Source organism: Blautia sp. CAG:257, from assembly GCF_000433815.1.
Taxonomy (GTDB): domain Bacteria; phylum Bacillota; class Clostridia; order Lachnospirales; family Lachnospiraceae; genus Blautia_A; species Blautia_A caecimuris.
This window is the reverse complement of the sequence record NZ_HF999050.1, coordinates 2735-20252: the sequence shown is the minus strand read 5'-3', so window position 1 is coordinate 20252 and position 17518 is coordinate 2735. Positions and strand designations below refer to the sequence as shown.

General features: G+C 44.0%; 10 protein-coding genes and 1 pseudogene. 4 read left to right on the top strand and 7 right to left on the bottom strand.

What is annotated here, in order from left to right; translation table 11 throughout:
* A partial coding sequence (locus tag QVP40_RS06880) for a hypothetical protein (RefSeq protein ID WP_288200366.1) occupies positions 1–419 on the bottom strand: 419 nt, incomplete at its 3' end.
* Between the two features lie 36 nt (positions 420–455).
* Positions 456–7106: a DNRLRE domain-containing protein gene (locus QVP40_RS06875; protein WP_022067736.1), complete on the bottom strand. Its 6651-nt coding sequence runs from the start codon at positions 7104–7106 to the stop codon at positions 456–458.
* A 276-nt stretch (positions 7107–7382) separates the two neighbouring features.
* Between QVP40_RS06875 and QVP40_RS06870 the strand changes: the two genes are divergently transcribed.
* The 3 genes from QVP40_RS06870 (at position 7383) to QVP40_RS06860 (ending at position 11691) form a co-directional block, all read left to right on the top strand.
* Positions 7383–7688: a metal-sensing transcriptional repressor gene (locus tag QVP40_RS06870; RefSeq protein WP_022067735.1), complete on the top strand. Its 306-nt coding sequence runs from the start codon at positions 7383–7385 to the stop codon at positions 7686–7688.
* A gap of 46 nt (positions 7689–7734) precedes the next feature.
* Positions 7735–10296 (top strand): heavy metal translocating P-type ATPase, encoded by a 2562-nt coding sequence (locus QVP40_RS06865; protein ID WP_022067734.1) that lies wholly within the window; start codon positions 7735–7737, stop codon positions 10294–10296.
* 102 nt (positions 10297–10398) lie between these two features.
* Positions 10399–11691 (top strand): chloride channel protein, encoded by a 1293-nt coding sequence (locus QVP40_RS06860; protein ID WP_022067733.1) that lies wholly within the window; start codon positions 10399–10401, stop codon positions 11689–11691.
* A gap of 229 nt (positions 11692–11920) precedes the next feature.
* Here the strand turns inward: QVP40_RS06860 and pyk are convergent, their stop codons facing one another.
* From pyk to QVP40_RS06845, 3 genes are all read right to left on the bottom strand, one after another.
* Positions 11921–13351: a pyruvate kinase gene (pyk, locus tag QVP40_RS06855; protein ID WP_022067732.1), complete on the bottom strand. Its 1431-nt coding sequence runs from the start codon at positions 13349–13351 to the stop codon at positions 11921–11923.
* Positions 13352–13452: 101 nt separating this feature from the next.
* Complete coding sequence (locus QVP40_RS06850; RefSeq protein ID WP_022067731.1) at positions 13453–14190, bottom strand: tRNA threonylcarbamoyladenosine dehydratase; 738 nt, start codon at positions 14188–14190, stop codon at positions 13453–13455.
* Between the two features lie 7 nt (positions 14191–14197).
* Entirely contained in the window at positions 14198–14815 is a 618-nt protein-coding gene (locus QVP40_RS06845) for a DUF3877 family protein (protein ID WP_022067730.1), read from the bottom strand.
* 316 nt (positions 14816–15131) lie between these two features.
* On the opposite strand from QVP40_RS06845, the gene QVP40_RS06840 reads away from it, so the two are divergent.
* Positions 15132–16373, top strand: coding sequence for an MFS transporter (locus tag QVP40_RS06840; RefSeq protein ID WP_022067729.1), 1242 nt, complete (start codon positions 15132–15134; stop codon positions 16371–16373).
* A gap of 19 nt (positions 16374–16392) precedes the next feature.
* Here QVP40_RS06840 and phnX read toward each other — a convergent pair whose 3' ends face one another.
* Together phnX and QVP40_RS06830 are read right to left on the bottom strand one after the other, a co-directional pair.
* Positions 16393–17166 carry a phosphonoacetaldehyde hydrolase gene (gene phnX / locus QVP40_RS06835; protein WP_022067728.1) on the bottom strand — a complete coding sequence of 258 codons (774 nt, stop codon included), beginning with the start codon at positions 17164–17166 and terminating at the stop codon, positions 16393–16395.
* 112 nt (positions 17167–17278) lie between these two features.
* Positions 17279–17518, bottom strand: a pseudogene (locus QVP40_RS06830) (2-aminoethylphosphonate--pyruvate transaminase); the annotation flags it as partial.

Below are 17518 nucleotides of genomic sequence, written 5' to 3'. Positions count from 1 at the left end.
ACACTAACCATATATTTGTTTGTATTTTCATCTATACCATTATGTATTGAATCTTCATTAAAAAGCCAACAGGGAAGTTTCCATTTATTTTGTTTTTTATGATAAATGCTTAATTCCAATCCGTCATTAAGCTGAGGAACAAGGGCAGTCTCTGTTCCTATAAGCGGTTGTCCCTGAGGCTTTGTATTTCCATAAAATGAAACTGCTTTTTCCAGGGAGGCAAAAGATATGGTACACTTGACTAAATTTGACATAAAATATCCTGCAAAAACAATAATCGAAATATATATCATCCCTTTTTTTAGCTTTCCTGCTGTGGCTTCCTTCTTTTTTCTGTGAATAAACCAGATAACAACACAGCAGATCACCCAGAAAAGAGCTATCGTTTCCACTATCATTTCGAACTTCTGAAAATCCAATTCTTTTGCCTCCTAAATTCTCGCCCGAACTTAAATCTAAAATATTGCCTGAACCACTTTTCCAACAGTGCCTGCTGCCATACCTATAACTACACCAACTATTGCCGGAATACCAAGATCAAGTGAAATCTCATCCGAAATATCCATATTATTTTCTTCAGATTTTGATATTCCTAAACTAATTCCGATACTTTGATCCTTATGGTTATAATGACAGTTTGCACCCAAACTGTAATCTCCTACCGATACACTAGACGATAAGCCAATTAGTTCTCCCGTAAGCACTTCTGAGGAAACACTTGCCTGTACAAATCCAATATTAATGTTCACACCATTATCACTTTCTGTTTGCAAATCTCCTGATGAATTAAAAGGCTCATATGTTGTAACATTCCCTGCATTTGAATAAAATGTAACCACTGCCGATGGATTATACCCTCCAGAAAATCCCGTAGAATGGGAATATGCAACTGATCCAACGCCACTAATTCCAGCTTTATATCTAAAACCATTTGATGTTCCTAACTGTACACCAAAAACTTTACCAAGAGCCTTTGTCGCCTTCCTATAAGTTCTTTTCACCACAGAACATACTTTCTTTACAGCCTTTTTTGTTGCATTCCATACCTTCTTAACAAATCCAAATGCTTTCTTAAAAAATTTTCCATCTGGATCATAACTGGTTGTAGGACTATTACCACAATAAGCATACAAATTTGTCAATACACTGTTTGCGCTTATTAAATATTTATCCGCACAGATAAACCTTCTCAACTCCGGATCATAATACCGGTTCTTCAGGTAGTACATCCCTGTTTCTTTATCGTAGTAATATCCTCTGTAACGGAACGGGTTCTGCTGGCCTACGGTGTCCTTCAGGCTTCCGGTAATGCTTAGAATCTTACCCCAGCTGTCATAAGTATAGTTTACCACCGTGTTTCCATCCTCGTCAATAAGAGCAATGATATCGTTCTGGAGGTTTCTTACATAGAAGTAGTTCTTTCCTCCAATGATAATGGAAACAAGGTTTGCGTTGGAATCATAAGTGTACCAGAAGGTCTGTCCATTGGTGATCTCTGATACCAGAAGTTCCCCTGCCATTCGGTATTCGGTAGCTGTACCATCTACAACTTTCTTTGTTCTGGAGCCTGTATGATCGTAAAAATACTGGATGTTCTTTCCATTGTTTACCCCGGCAAGCTTTCTGCCCATAATCCAGCGGTAAGTAATATTTCCTCTGGTCAGCATGTTTCCGATTGCATCATAGGTCATTGCTGTGCCGTTCCAGTTCACAAGCTGGTCTTTCCAGACAGAAGCATAAGATCCTGTTTCTGTTCTTTCCGGGAAAGCAGGAAGCTCTCCTGCGGTATATGCATACTCCTTCACCTCAGTCAGATTTCCTCCCAGATCATACTCGTAGACAAATGTCTTATTCTGGGTCTGGCTGTCTTCACGGATCAGCTGGTTCCTCTCGTCATAGCAGAAAGTATCTGTCTTTACCGCGCCGGAGCCTGAGCGATCCTGGATCCTTGTGATATTTCCGTTTTTGTCATACTGATAGGTAAGCTTTCTGTCTCCCACAGTCAGACCTGACGGCATGGCATGTTCCTGATTTCCGTTTGCTGCCGGATAAGCCACCTTTACTGCAAAAGCCTTTTTGGTGCTGAGAGTTACACCTGCTGCCCTTCCCAGCTTATCGTAAGTGCTGGTCTTTGTATAGCCTCCGCGTACCTTTGTGGTCTGTTCCCTGCCGTCTTTATCATAAGTATAAAGAATCGTAGTATGGGAAACGCCTGCCTTGTGGATCAGTTTTGTCATGTGGTTTGTTGCATCGTAAGTATACTCATAAAAAGAACCTTTTTCATCTCTTACACGCATCAGGCGGTCAAGGAAATCATAATCCAGATCATAGGTTTTACCTGCCATATGGTTCACAACCCGGCAAAGATTTCCCTCTTTATCATAGGTATAAGTATTCAGCTTCTGCTCTGTTCCGCCGGAAGATTCTCTGAAATAGCTTTCTGTCATCCGGTCCTGACTGTCGTAGGTGTACCGGATCTCATTTCCATTTGCATAAACAGTCCTGCTGAGATTTCCGTTTCCACTTTCATAAATATACTGTACCACCTGGCTGCCTGCAATGGATGCGGCTGTTGTGTTTCCAAAGGCATCATATTCAAATCCATATCGGAAGCCGTTGTGGTCAATGGACGTCAGTTTGTCCTTTGTATAGCCATAAGTATTTTTTACCACCTGCTTTGTTCCGTCTGCAGTTACTTCCTGAGAGACGGAAGTCATTCGGTCAGCAGAATCATATTTATAACTCAGCCTGTTGCCCTGTCCGTCTGTCAGAGAATTAAGAAGATCTGACTTCACATTCCAGTCATACAGGGTTCTGTTGCCCTCTGCGTCTGTGACAGACGCCACATGGTTTTTGTCTGTGGTAAAAGATCTTGCGATCCAGATACCTTTATCCTGAGCATCAGGCTGTACGGTACCGCTTTTTGTGATGTTTCCGTTTCCGTCATAGACCAGACGGTTCACCACGCCCATAGCGGAGGTTCCTTTCGTCACGTTATGTTTTTTATCATACTCATACTTAAATTTATTTCCCTTTGGGTCCGTGATCCCGGTCAGGTCACTGTTTTCATTATATTCAAACTTTGTGGCATTTTTCTGGGAATCCACGGCAGAGATTACATTGTTTTTGTCATCATAGGTGTAGCTCTGTCCGAATTCTTCCCGGTACAGGGAAAGTCCGTCAAAAAATGCAAGGTTGGCATTTCTGCAGTAAGTATAGGAAACCTTAATGCTGGTATAGTCCTGCTTTGCCACATAAACGTCACCCAGGAACTGCCAGTCAAGAATATCCGGGCTGAAATTTGTATAATGAATGTCATTTTTTCCGTCTGCCCCTACAAAAACCACTTCTACGCCAAAGCGGCGGTATTTATCATTATCTGTTTCCGGCAGACAGGTTCCCCGTCCCCAGGCATTAACCATGTAAGTGTCTCCTTTTTTGCCTGTGAGATCAAGGATTTTTGTAAGACGCTTATTTACCTGAGTATCGCCTATGAAACGGTATATATATTTATCCAGCCCGCCTACTCTTTCGGGAACTATAGATACCGCACGTTTATCAACTTCTGTTGTCATATTCAGCTGGCAGTAACGTGCATTCAGAAAACAGAAATTTCTTCCGCGCTGTACTGCATACCATTTCTGATTTCCTGTCAGGCAAATTCCACGCACTGCAATTTTCTGACCTGCTTTTAATGTAATAACTGCTTTTCCTGTCAGCGATGGAGTATCAAATACTTTGTCTTCCTGCTTCATGGTGCAGACAGGAGCATTTACACTGAGACGGATCACATGATCTCTTTTTATATAGCCAAAATAACGTTTTTTATCGATCTGCATGGCTACATAGTACCATTTTTGTCCTCTTGAATCTGTTGTAATGGAACGGATTACCACACTGGTTCCTCTGGGTATCACTTCTTCTACAATAGCTCCACTGTCAGAAGCTGAAGCCCGCAAAATTGCTCCTGTAACCGCAACTGCCCCACAATTATCTCCATCATTTCCGCCAAGGTACGCAAATGCTCTGCTTGCCGGAAAATATCCCCGTTTTCCTTCTGCATTTTCCACTCTGTACCACTGGCTGTTTTCGTTTGGAAGGGAAACAGAAGCATAAAGATGTGTCCATTTCTGTACACTTGCGACTTTTTTTCCATTCAGAGACGGTCTGTCATAAATATACGAAGTTCCTGCTGCCGTTACTGTTACAGCACGGTTTACCGGTCTTACATTTTCAGATCCGACTGATGTCAGACCATCTTCATAATATGCCTTCTTTTCAAAATCCGTGCTTCCCAGCTGGAAGTCCCCGTTGTCGATCAGATTACATCTGCTTACAGTTGTTCCCGTTTCCAGCTGAGCCATATCACCGTATAACACGCCTGCAGCATGATATAAATAAAGATATACACGTACTGTAGGATCTTTAGAATCAGAGGGCACAGTAAAGGTACGGTAAAGACGTACGAAACCGCCTGTTGTTTCTTTCAGAATTTCACTGTCCAGATAAATCCATTTTCCATTTTTGTCAATATATCTGATCCTCAGCCTTGCGCCTCCATCTTCTGCGGCCTGCTTCATTTCTGTTTTTACATACATAGAAAAGGTATACGTCATTCCTGCTTTCAGCTTTACATCCTGAGCCCAGCTTACATACCCTTTCAGGGAACTGCTCTCCGCTTTTAAGGATCTGGTTCCTACTTTGCAGTGCTTCTGATCCGTATTGACAGATGCTGTTCCTGATGCGTCTGTTCCGATAATCTTTCCCCATGCTGACTTAGCTGCCTGAATGATCGGATCCTTCAAAAGCTGAACTACATTGGTCTGAAGTTTTGTGGCGTTTTCCAGACAGTTCACATGATTTCCGCTGGTATTGAATCGTGCGCTTGCAGCATGGGCAAAGCCGTCATGAATGTGCAGAAGGTTTCCGCTGTTGTTAAAGCGATAGATTTCGCTTCTTTTTTTATTGTCTGTGAATTTTGTGCTGTTATAGCCGTAAGTCAGGGTCAGACTGTTTCCTTTCACATTCCCGCCGAACTCTGTGATTCTTTTTACACGATAAGGGCTGGAAGTATAATATTCGTAATTGACACGGTATCCGTCAACATCCGTCAGGGAAGTAAGCATATGATTTTTATCATATGTATAATTTACAGTTTCATTGTCAATATCAATGATTTTTACCAGATCTCCATTGTTGTACCCGAACAGCTTCTTTTTTCCGGAAGGTGAAGTGATCTCATGAAGATAGGTAAGCTTGCCCTGACTGTTTTTCAGATAAGTAAGAACTGTCTTTCTGCCTGCGCCGTCTGTAACAGAGATGACTCTTCCTTCATTCCAGGCAACAACTAGAGTATTTCCATTTTTGTCCTTTACTTTTACCAGATATCCATTTCGGAACATCAGCTGATTGTTTTCCTTATCGTGGATCACAAGCTGTTCGCTGGCATCTGCATGAATAGTCACATAGGATTCCGAACCACCTTCCTCCAGCCATTTGGATTTTTTGGAATCATAGTAAAAATAATGAACGGTTCCGTCTCCGTCTGTGTGCTGATAATAGTCAGTTCCTGCAATTTTTACTTTTTTCAGAGTCTGATGATAACTGAGGGCAAATCCGTATCCATAGCCCAGGTTCACCTGTCTGTTATTGGAATTGTATACATGGGCAAGGCTCATGGGTACGCGGCTTCCGCCGGTTGCCATGGTATCATGGATCAGGATCAGGTTTCCGTTATAGTCATTTACATGAACGGTTCCCGCTCTTCCCACATCCTGGCTGTGATAGCTCCAGTAAGCCTCCAGACCTGAATAATTCACATAGGAAAGCTCGATTCTGGGGCGCATATCCTGAAATCCGTTGTCGCAGTCAGAGGACAGAAATTCTGTATATCCGGAAAGCTCTTTGTCATTTTTAAACATCAGTCCGTAGTTGCCGCCGTTCTGATACCAGTCCTTTACCATTCTGGTAATATCCAGGGTAATGTATTTCTGCTGGTCTCCTTTGTATCTGCATATATCCTCCACAGTATCGGAATAAAGAGGCTTATTGTACCAGTTAATGGAATCTGAGTTCCACGCATGAAGCACCTTATGCACTGCCACAGTACGTTCTTTTCCGTCCTCAGCCAGTGAAACAAGCACCAGTCTGGCATTGATGACCATATCTCCTGTTTTGATCTCCGGAAGCGCAAATCTTACAAAGCTTCTCTGTACCTGATCGCCTCCCTTGTTTTTCAGAATAATACTTTTCTGGAAGTTGTCCTCCTCATATAAGGAATCCACATGGGCATCATAGATCTCAGAAGCTTTTTTGGAGGTAGTTGTTACAGGGTCAATGACTACCGGAAACAGGCGGTTCTCAGATCCCAGCCATTCCATATCCGGCAAAAATGTGATCCTGCACACATCTGTGTCTGTTTCTGTAAGGCTCAGACGGATTGCCTCTGATTTTTCGCCGCCGGCGTCTTTCATGCAGGGCGCATGAACACAGAACACTTCCTGTTCCTCCCTGTCTAAAAAAGAAACCACATTGTTGCGCAGTACAGGACGAAGATTTTTCATCTGATAAAGACAGCTGTAAGTATCGGAAACCGCTTCCGGTTTATGAAGAATCAGATCTTCCTTCACTCCTTCCCCGTGAATCCGGCAGCGAAGCTCTGCCCCGTCAAAAATGTCCTTATAAGAAACTACGCTTTTTTCCTGTTTCCGGGCTTCTGCATAAGTACCTCCCTCCAGCCCCCAGGAAAGAAAGCTGTCTTTTCGGCTCAGGTACACTGTGGAAGCCGGTTCTGCTTTTTTGTTCAGGAAAATCTCCAGATCCCCTTTTCTGTTCAGAAATCCCGGGATTTTATTTTCCTGCACTGAGCTTTCCATATCCATTCCCGAAAAAATTTCTTTTTCACGGAATCTCTGTAAATTCTGCGGCGTTTCTGTTTCCTGAAGGGTATCATCCATTTCCTTCCAGTTTCCGCCTCTGTCCTGGTAGTGTACGGGCTCCAGATAAATCTCTACGGTTCTGGAATGATCCTGATTTTCAAATACTTTTCTGTTTGCAGTACGCTGATCCGCAAGCTCTGTTCGTTTCATGTGTTTCATCTGCTTCATAATTTTGTTCTCCTTTATTCTTTTATTATTTATTTATTCTTGTAATTCAGGTCCGGCTCTGTTTTACAATCAGGATTATAACAAACAAACGTTCTTTTTCTCCATAACACATCTGTATACCGAAAGAACATTTGTTTGTATTTTATTATCAGAATATTTCCTGTTGACAAATACCCTTGCAGGGTATATGATAATAATACAAATAATACCCATAAGGGGTATGTTTATAAACAGAATTTATTTTTAGCCATAAATGAATCAAAGGAGGAATTTACAGTGACTGAAACAACATCCTGCTTCTGCACAAAAAAAACAGTACGTCCGGAGGAAGACCGAAAAAAGCTTGTAAACCGTCTGAAAAGAATTGAAGGACAGGTTCGCGGTATTATAGGAATGCTGGAAAACGATGCCTACTGCAATGACATTCTGGTTCAGTCCGCCGCAGTAAACGCTGCAGTGAATGCTTTTAACAGAGAACTTCTTGCCGCCCATATTAAAACCTGTGTGGCAAGGGATATCCGGGAAGGCAAAGACGAAACCATTGATGAACTTGTGGTTACTTTACAGAAACTTATGAAATAAGACTGTGTACGGAACAGACAGTCTGTACACAGCAGAAGGAGGAAATATGGAACAATATCAGGTAACAGGAATGAGCTGTGCGGCCTGCAGCGCCCGGGTAGAAAAAGCTGTATCCCACGTTCCCGGGGTAACCTCCTGCTCGGTCAGTCTGCTCACCAATTCCATGGGAGTAGAGGGAAGCGCCTCCCCTCAGGATATTATAAAGGCTGTTGAGGAGGCCGGTTACGGAGCCTCCCTAAAAGGCGCTGACAGTCAGCAGTCCTCTGCATCCCAGGCTGCGGAGGCTCTTGCGGATCACGAAACTCCCATTCTGAAAAAACGACTGATCGCCTCTGTGGGCTTTCTTCTGGTTCTCATGTATTTTTCCATGGGACATATGATGTGGGGCTGGCCTGTGCCTCAGTGGTTTGAACACAATCATGTTGCCATGGGGCTTTTACAGCTGCTTCTTGCAGGGATCATCATGGTCATTAACCAGAAGTTTTTTATCAGCGGATTTAAAAGTCTCTGGCACAGATCCCCCAACATGGACACGCTTGTTGCCCTTGGCTCCATGGCATCCTTTGTCTGGAGCGTGTATGTGCTTTTTGCCATGACAGGCGCTCAGGTCAGCGGGGACATGGCTGCTGTGGAAAATTACATGATGGACTTTTATTTTGAGTCTGCGGCAATGATCCTCACTCTGATCACTGTGGGAAAAATGCTGGAGGCCCGCTCCAAGGGCAAAACAACAGACGCGCTGAAAAGTCTTATGAAGCTTGCTCCGAAAACAGCCGTTGTGATCCGCAGCGGACAGGAAACCACAATCCCTGTAGAACAGGTTCACAAAGGAGATATCTTTGTTGTCCGTCCGGGAGAAAACATTCCTGTAGACGGAGTAGTTCTTGAAGGGACAAGCGCAGTAAACGAATCAGCTCTCACAGGTGAAAGCATTCCTGTAGACAAAGCAGCCGGGGATATGGTATCTGCAGCCACGGTCAACCAGTCAGGATTTATCCGCTGTGAAGCTTCCCGGGTAGGAGAAGATACTACTTTATCCCAGATTATAAAAATGGTCAGCGACGCTGCAGCCACCAAGGCTCCTATTGCAAAAATCGCAGACCGGGTTTCCGGGATCTTTGTGCCTGCCGTTATCACCATTGCTGTAATTACAACTATTGTGTGGCTTCTTACAGGACAGACCTTTGGCTATGCTCTTGCAAGGGGAATTTCTGTTCTTGTTATCAGCTGCCCCTGCGCACTGGGACTTGCCACTCCGGTTGCCATTATGGTAGGAAACGGCATGGGCGCCAAAAACGGGATTCTTTTTAAAACAGCCGTATCTCTTGAAGAAACAGGAAAAGTACAGATTGTGGCTCTTGATAAAACAGGAACCATTACCAGCGGTCAGCCGGAAGTTACTGATATTCTTCCTGCAGAGGGATTTTCTGAAGAGCAGCTTCTGACTCTTGCCTTTTCTCTGGAACAGAAAAGTGAACATCCTCTGGCAAAGGCAGTTCTGAAAAAAGCTGAAGAACGGAAGCTTCACGCTTATGAGATTTCTGATTTTCAGGCTCTTCCCGGAAACGGACTTTCCGGCATTATGAACAGTCAGACGCTTATGGGAGGAAGTATGAAGTTTATCAGCAGCCGTGTTTCTGTGCCGGATTCTCTGAAACAGCAGGCCGAACATCTGGCGGAACAGGGCAAAACCCCTCTTCTCTTTGCCTCAGACAACAAACTGGCCGGTATCATCGCAGTTGCCGATGTGATCAAGGAAGACAGTCCGCAGGCTGTTAAAGAGCTTCAGAATATGGGAATCCAGGTTGTAATGCTTACGGGAGACAATGAAAAGACTGCCCGGGCCATCGGAAAGCAGGCAGGAGTGGACGAGGTGATCGCAGGAGTTCTCCCTGACGGCAAGGAAAGTGTGATCCGTTCTCTGAAGGAACAGGGAAAGGTTGCCATGGTAGGAGACGGGATCAATGACGCTCCGGCTCTTACAAGGGCAGATATCGGCATTGCTATCGGAGCAGGAACAGACATTGCCATTGACGCGGCAGACATTGTTCTGATGAAAAGCCGGTTAAGCGATGTGCCTGCAGCCATCCGCCTCAGCAGAGCTACCCTCAGAAACATCCACGAAAATCTTTTCTGGGCATTTTTCTACAATGTAATAGGAATCCCTCTTGCCGCAGGCGTGTGGATCCCCATCTTTGGCTGGACCTTAAATCCCATGTTCGGGGCTGCCGCCATGAGCCTTTCCAGCTTCTGCGTTGTCACAAATGCCCTCCGGCTGAATCTTTTTAAGGTTCATGATGCAAGCCGGGACAAAAAAATCAAACAGGCTGTTTCCATTCTGCCTGAAAAAGATTATAATGAAAGTAATAAAGAAAAGGAGACTACTTCTATGGTAAAAATCACAGTAAATGTTGAAGGAATGATGTGCCCCCACTGCGAGGCTCATGTAAATGAAGCGATCAAGGCTGCTTTCCAGGCAGAGGATGTTGTTTCCTCCCACGAAAAAAAGACAACTGTTTTTACTTCTCCGGAACATGTGGACGAAGATAAGATCCGGGAAGTTATCAAAAATGCAGGATACGAAGTAACCGGAATTACTGAAGAATAAACCGGATACTACAAAATGTATCTGCACTGCTACTGAAATACAAAAAACGGGTCATGGTCATTTTTGTCCGTGATCCGTTTTTTACAGAATAAGGGGGAAATCATGGATACGACACAGAAAAACAGAGAAAATAAAAGCCTTCGTCTGATTCGCTTCTATGCCAGACGAATATGGAGGGATGCGTCAAATCTTGCAAAATGGCTCCTTCTGGCTGTCCTTACAGGTCTGGCAGTAGGAGCCATAAGCAGTGTCTTTGCAAGAGCCCTGAAATTTGTCACGGATTTTCGTATGCAGAATCTTTGGGTATTTCTTCTCCTTCCGGTTTCCGGCCTGTGTATTGTATTCCTGTATCAGAAATTCGGAAAGGATGACGGAGGCACCAATCAGGTGCTTTCTACTATCCGTTCACAGGATGATGTTCCTCTGCGGTCTGCTCCTCTGATCTTTGTCTCCACTCTTCTGACGCATCTTACAGGAGGATCCGCAGGACGTGAGGGCGCTGCCATACAGCTTGGAGGAAGTATCGGCAATCAGCTTGGCGCCTGGTTCCGTCTTGATGAAGAGGACAGGCATGTAATTGTAATGTGCGGCATGAGCGCCGCCTTTTCTGCTGTTTTTGGTACGCCCATGGCTGCCGCTGTATTTTCCATGGAGGTAGTAAGCGTAGGGGTTATGTACTATGCGGCTCTCCTCCCCTGTGTGATCGCCTCTCTGGTTGCCGCCAGATTTGCAGTCAGCTTCGATATCCATCCGGAAAGCTTTCATGTATCCGGGATTCCTGAGCTTTCTGTTGCTTCCGGGCTGAAAATGCTTCTTGTGGCAGTTGGCTGCGGGATCGTAAGTATTCTTTTCTGCGTTGCCCTGAAAGGCATTGGACAGCTTTATTCCCGTTTCCTAAAAAATCCATATCTGCGTATTGTCGCAGCCTCCGGAGCTGTGATTGTGATCACGCTTCTTCTCCGGTCAGCAGATTTTATGGGCGCAGGAAACGGGCTCATTGAAAAAGCAGTGGAAGAAGGACAGACCCGGCCCTTTGATTTTCTGTGGAAGCTGATTCTTACTGCAATTACCATGAAAGCAGGCTTCCGTGGAGGAGAAATTGTTCCCTCCTTCTGTATCGGCGCTACCTTTGGCTGTGTTATGGGACAGCTTGTAGGGCTTTCGCCTTCCCTGTGTGCAGCCTCCGGAATGGCAGCCCTGTTCTGCGGCGTTACCAACTGTCCCATTACCTCTATCCTCATTGCCTTTGAACTGTTTGGATTTGAGGGCGTTTCCTATTACCTAATCGCAGTCTCCATCAGCTATGCTGTTTCCGGGTATTATGGGCTTTACAAAGATCAGACCATTGTGTACTCCAAATATAAGGCAAAATATATTAACAGACATACCAGATAACAAAAACATCTCTGTCGGAACCGGGATTTTACTCCCCGGTTCTGGGCGGAGATGTTTTTTATCTTCTCTTTATGTGTAGTTATTTCGCTGCCCGCCAGCTATCCTGACTTAACAGGAAAGACTATTTTACATCTGTCTCATCAGATGATTCCAGTCCCTGCGCCTGGATGAATTTCACGGCTTTTTTTACGTCGGCTACATCAAAACTTCTGCCGATAAAATTTTAAGATCAATACTCTCCTACTACTGTAGCCTTAATAAGATTCGTATTTCCGGAACGCCCCAGCGGAACTCCTGCTGTCAGAACGACCACATCGCCTTTTTCTACATAACCGGCTTTTTCTGCCGCCTCTGTAGCGTGGAGCAGAAGGATTTCCATGCTGTACTCTTCTTTAATATGAACCGGCGTGATGCCCCAGGACATGTTCAGCTGTCTGCATGTATGTTCCTCCGGCGAGCATCCTACGATCATGCAGCCCGGACGGTATTTGGAAACCATTCTTGCAGTGTTTCCGGAACGGCTGACTGTAATAATAGCTTTTGCGCCAAGATCAATGGCAGTCATACAGGTTGCATGGGAAATCGCTGTCGTCATGTTTGTGGTAGTTCCATGATCTCTGGAAAGAATGTTAAATTCTTTATTATATGCAATATCGCTCTCTGTACGAAGGGCAATCTTTATCATGGTCCGAAGAGCTTCTACCGGATATTTTCCTGCTGCAGTCTCACCGGAAAGCATGATCGCGCTTGTTCCCTGATAAATGGCATTTGCCACGTCTGTTGTCTCCGCACGGGTAGGTCTTGGATTTTTCATCATAGAATCCAGCATCTGAGTTGCTGTGATTACCTGTTTGCCTGCATTATAAACCTTATTAATGATCTCTTTCTGGATAACAGGAACGTCTTCCAGAGGAATCTCCACACCCATATCTCCACGGGCGATCATGATTCCGTCTGCCACTTCCATAATGCTGTCGATATTATCAACGCCCTGCTGATTTTCAATCTTGGCAATAATATTAATGTCACGGCCGCCGTTTTCATCCAGAATCTTACGGATCTCCAGCACATCCTCTGCTGTTCTGGTAAAAGAAGCTGCAATAAAGTCAAAGCCCTCTTTGATTCCAAAAAGGATATCCTCTCTGTCTTTTTTGCTGATAAACGGCATGTTTACATTTACTCCGGGAAGATTCACTCCTTTTTTGTTGGAGATCACTCCTCCGTTTATTACCACACAGTGGATTTCTGTTCCTTGGATCTTTTCAACCTTCAGGCCGATCAGACCATCGTCGATCAGAATACTGTCGCCGGGCTTCACATCCTTATAAAGATCTTTGTAGGTAACAGATACCTTTTCTTCTGTTCCCTGGATGTCCTCTGCAGTCAGAATAAACTTCTGGCCTTCTGTTACAGTAACCTTGCCTTTTTCAAATTCCTGAATCCGGATTTCCGGTCCCTTTGTATCGAGCAGCGCAGCAATGGGTCTGTTGATCTTTGTTCTGATCGCCTTTAATCTTTCAAGACGGCCTTTCTGTTCCTCATGGGGACCATGAGAAAAGTTAAATCTTGCAACATCCATACCTTCAATGGCAAGCTGTTCAAGTATTCCTTCTTTATCAGTTGACGGACCCATAGTACAAATAATTTTTGTTTTGCGCATATCACACTCTCCTTCTCAAATTTTTACGAAATATAGATTTATTTTATAACAGAAACCATATTTTACACAAGCAAATTTATGTAAAAAAATCGTAGAATCATCTAAAAATTTATAAGATCCTTCAGAACCTCTCCTGCAATGATCAGTCCTGCCACAGATGGAACAAATGCCACAGATCCCGGAACGGACCGTTTCTTAGGGGCTGTCTCGGACTGCTCCTCACTGTAAGAATTAAGCGCCTCCTGAGAAGGCATGACCGGAAGTTCCTGAGAATAAACCACTTTCAGCTTTTTTATTCCCCGTTTTTTCAGTTCACGGCGCATGACTTTTGCAAGAGGACACACGGATGTTTTATAAATATCAGCCACCTGAAAGGCTGTGGGATCCAGCTTGTTTCCTGCTCCCATACTGCTGATAACAGGAACTCCCGCTGCATTGGCTTCTTCAACAAGCTGAAGCTTGGCTGTCACTGTATCTACTGCATCTACCACATAGTCATACTGGCTGAAATCAAATTCATCCTTTGTTTCAGGCAGATAAAAACACTTGTGCACATGTACCTTTATATCAGGATTTATATCAAGGATACGCTCCTTCATTACATCCACTTTATATTTTCCTATCGTACTTCTCAATGCTATGATCTGCCGGTTCAGATTCGTAAGACTTACCGTATCACTGTCAATCAGATCAATCTCTCCAATACCGCTTCTTGCAAGGGCCTCTGCCGTATATCCGCCTACTCCTCCAATGCCGAAAACCGCCACACGGCACTGCGCCAGTCTGTCCATTGCCGCTTCCCCGAAAAGAAGCTCTGTTCTCGAAAACTGATTTGCCATAATTCCTTTACCCCACTAATTTTTCGTAATCTTCTTTTATAAAACGATGATAAACCGTATGTCCCATTTCCATTTTTATACAGTAATAATAAGGATCGATCTCTTCATCCTGAAAGTACAAAGCATAATCAAAATCATTATCCTGTATTTTACAGCACACATAATCCGGACTGAACTCAGCAAAGCAGGCGCAGACGTCATCCACGGAAGGATTATGGCTGGTCCCGAAAAGCTCAATCACAGCCTTCAGAAAAGGCGGGTCTGAAATCTCCCGGTGAACGTACTCCGCCCCTTCCGGGGGAATGGTAACCTCCACCCTTCCTCTGCTTTCCCGGAAAGAAACCTGTCCCAGTCCTCCGGTCCCAAACCCGGCTGAACCATTCAGCTCATTAAGGATCCTTCTTTTCTGCTTTTTCCTTTCTGTCTCGGAGCAATTCCCGTCATTCGGAAATAGTTTATCTTCTGAATGTATGCCTGATCCTTCTTCCTCCAGAGTTTCTCCCAGAAGAACCATAAAGGAGTCCCAGGGAAAATACAGCCTGATACTTTCCCGGACAAATCCCAGTTTCATCTGCGCTTCCTTGATCTGATCTGTAATATTTTTTATAAGTCTTTGTTTTTTCATAATCGCATTCTCCATAAAATCAGTTTTCCCAGATTGACAGAAACTTATGAACCTCCTGTGTTCCATACCTGTGAAAACCGATATTTTTATCTCTCTTTCAGCCTATTATTCAGGTATGTATTATATCATATCTGTATTCCGTTCACAAGAATCCTGTAATTGTCGTATAGACAGCTGCTATTTTACATTGTTTTGACTTTTTCTTTTCAATATCTACAAATTTTCGTGTTATCCTGTAAGAAATCTGATAAAATATAAAAAAGAAACGGCAGCTTCAGCCGGCTACTGTCAAAGCGCTGCCCCAAGGAGGATATTTATGAAGTTTAAGCTGAACGATATGGAAAAGAAATGGATTCTCTATGATGTGGGAAATTCGGCATTTACCCTTCTGATCGCTACGATCATGCCTATTTATTTTAATTATCTGGCAGATCAGGCAGGCATTTCCGAAGTAAATTATCTGGCTTACTGGGGATATGCCACCTCTGCTGCTACCATCATTGTGGCAGTTCTGGGTCCTGTACTTGGCGCTGCCTCTGACACAAAAGGACGCCGGAAAAAAATATTCCTGGTTTCTCTTCTGATTGGAGCTTTAGGCTGTGTTTTTCTTGGATTCACTCAGTCCTGGATCTGGTTTCTGCTGCTTTTTGTAATTGCAAAATCAGCCTACTCTTTAAGCCTGGTTGTGTATGACTCCATGCTTCCGGATGTTACCACCGATGGCCGGGCGGATCAGGTGTCTGCCCAGGGCTATGCCTGGGGATATATCGGAAGCTGCATTCCTTTTATTTTAAGCCTGATGCTTGTACTTTTTTATGATAAGATCGGACTTACCATGAAAACAGCCATGGGAATTTCCTTCCTTCTGGTAGCTGTCTGGTGGATCGTAATGAGCCTTCCTCTGCTGAAAAACTACCGGCAGAAGCATTACCAGTCAGTAGCTTCCGGCAACAACCTGGCTGCCAGCTTCCACCGTCTGAAAGGAGTTTTTTCCGAACTGAAAAACAACAGAAAAATCCTGTTTTTCCTGATTGCCTTTTTCTTTTATATTGACGGTGTGTATACGATCATTGATATGGCAACTGCTTACGGAACCGCTCTTGGCCTTGACTCTACAGGACTTCTCCTTGCTCTTCTGGTAACTCAGATCGTAGCCTTTCCGGCTGCTCTGATCTTTGGCAGACTGGCGGGAAAGGTCAGCGCTTCACGGCTGATCACTGTTTCTATCGGAGCTTATTTTCTGATCGCCCTGTACGGGATCATTCTCAAGGAACAGTATCAGTTCTGGATTCTGGCTGTTGTTGTGGGAATTTTCCAGGGCGCCATTCAGTCCATGTCCAGATCTTATTTTGTAAAGATCATTCCTGCGGACAAATCCGGTGAATACTTCGGAATCTACGATATCTGCGGAAAGGGAGCCGCCTTTGCAGGAACTATGGTTGTTTCTCTCATAAGCCAGCTCAGCGGCAGCGTAAACCTGGGCGTGGGCGCTCTTTCTGTTATGTTTCTGATCGGAATTTTCTTTTTCCTGAAAGCAGATAAAACACCTTTGAAATAAGAATAAAAAAACGGGGGCGTTATGCCCCCAGAAATTCTGCCAGCTCTTCCAGTGTATAAACTACTTTATCCGCTCCTGCATCCAGAAAACGCTGTGCTGTTTTTTTGCATTTTTCCTGCTGCTCCTGCCAGGAAAGAGCCTCAAATTCTTCCTGAGAAAGTCCAAGCTCAGAGCTTCCGACAATTACTCCCACGGAAAATGCGCCCGCATTTTTTCCTTCTTTTATATCAGAAACCGTGTCTCCCACCTTTATTACTTTTCTTACATCCATAATTCCAAGCTTTTCCATATTTCTGTATATCATATACGGATAGGGACGGCCCTTCTGTTCTGTGGAATCCGGGCTGAACCAGCAGTCCGGCTCATAACCCTTTTCTTTTGCAGCCGGAGCTACAATCTCCATCATTTTGTCTGTATATCCTGTTGTCGAACCAATGGCATAGCCCTTTGTACGAAGACGACTTATTACCTCCGGCACACCCGGTTTCGGATCTGCAAACATATGAAGAATACTCAGAAGCTTTTCCTCAAAAATCCCAAAAAGCTCTTTCACATTCTCTTCTGTTGGTTCCTTTCCATACTTTTCTGTCCAGCATTTTTTTATTCTGGGCATATTGAGCATAGTACGGATATGATCAATTTTCAGCATCCCCATTGGTTCACGAACCTCCTCCATAGCAGGTTCGATTCCATAATGTTTAAATACTTCCACAAATGCCTGAACCGGCGCAAAGCATCCATAATCTACCGTTGTTCCTGCCCAGTCAAATATTACACAGTCAAATTGCTTCATCTTCATTCCTCCTGATGATTCTTATAAAATCTGATCCGGGAATGTCCGGATGCAGGATAATCCTGTCCCTGATATCCCCTGGATCTTATTTCTGTATGCCTCCGTACAGTCCTTATTTTCCTGTACTGTCCAGAAACTCTTTTACAAGATTTACAACCCTTTCAATATCCTCTTTATAGATTTCTCCAATGTTTCCGATACGGAAAGTTTCCGCCTCCGTTACCTTACCGGGATAAATTGCATATCCTCTGTCTTTGATATAAGTATACATATCTGCAAATTTAAAATCATAATTCTCCGGATAAAAGAAGGTTGTAATAATAGGTCCCTGATGTTCTCCGTCAATATACGG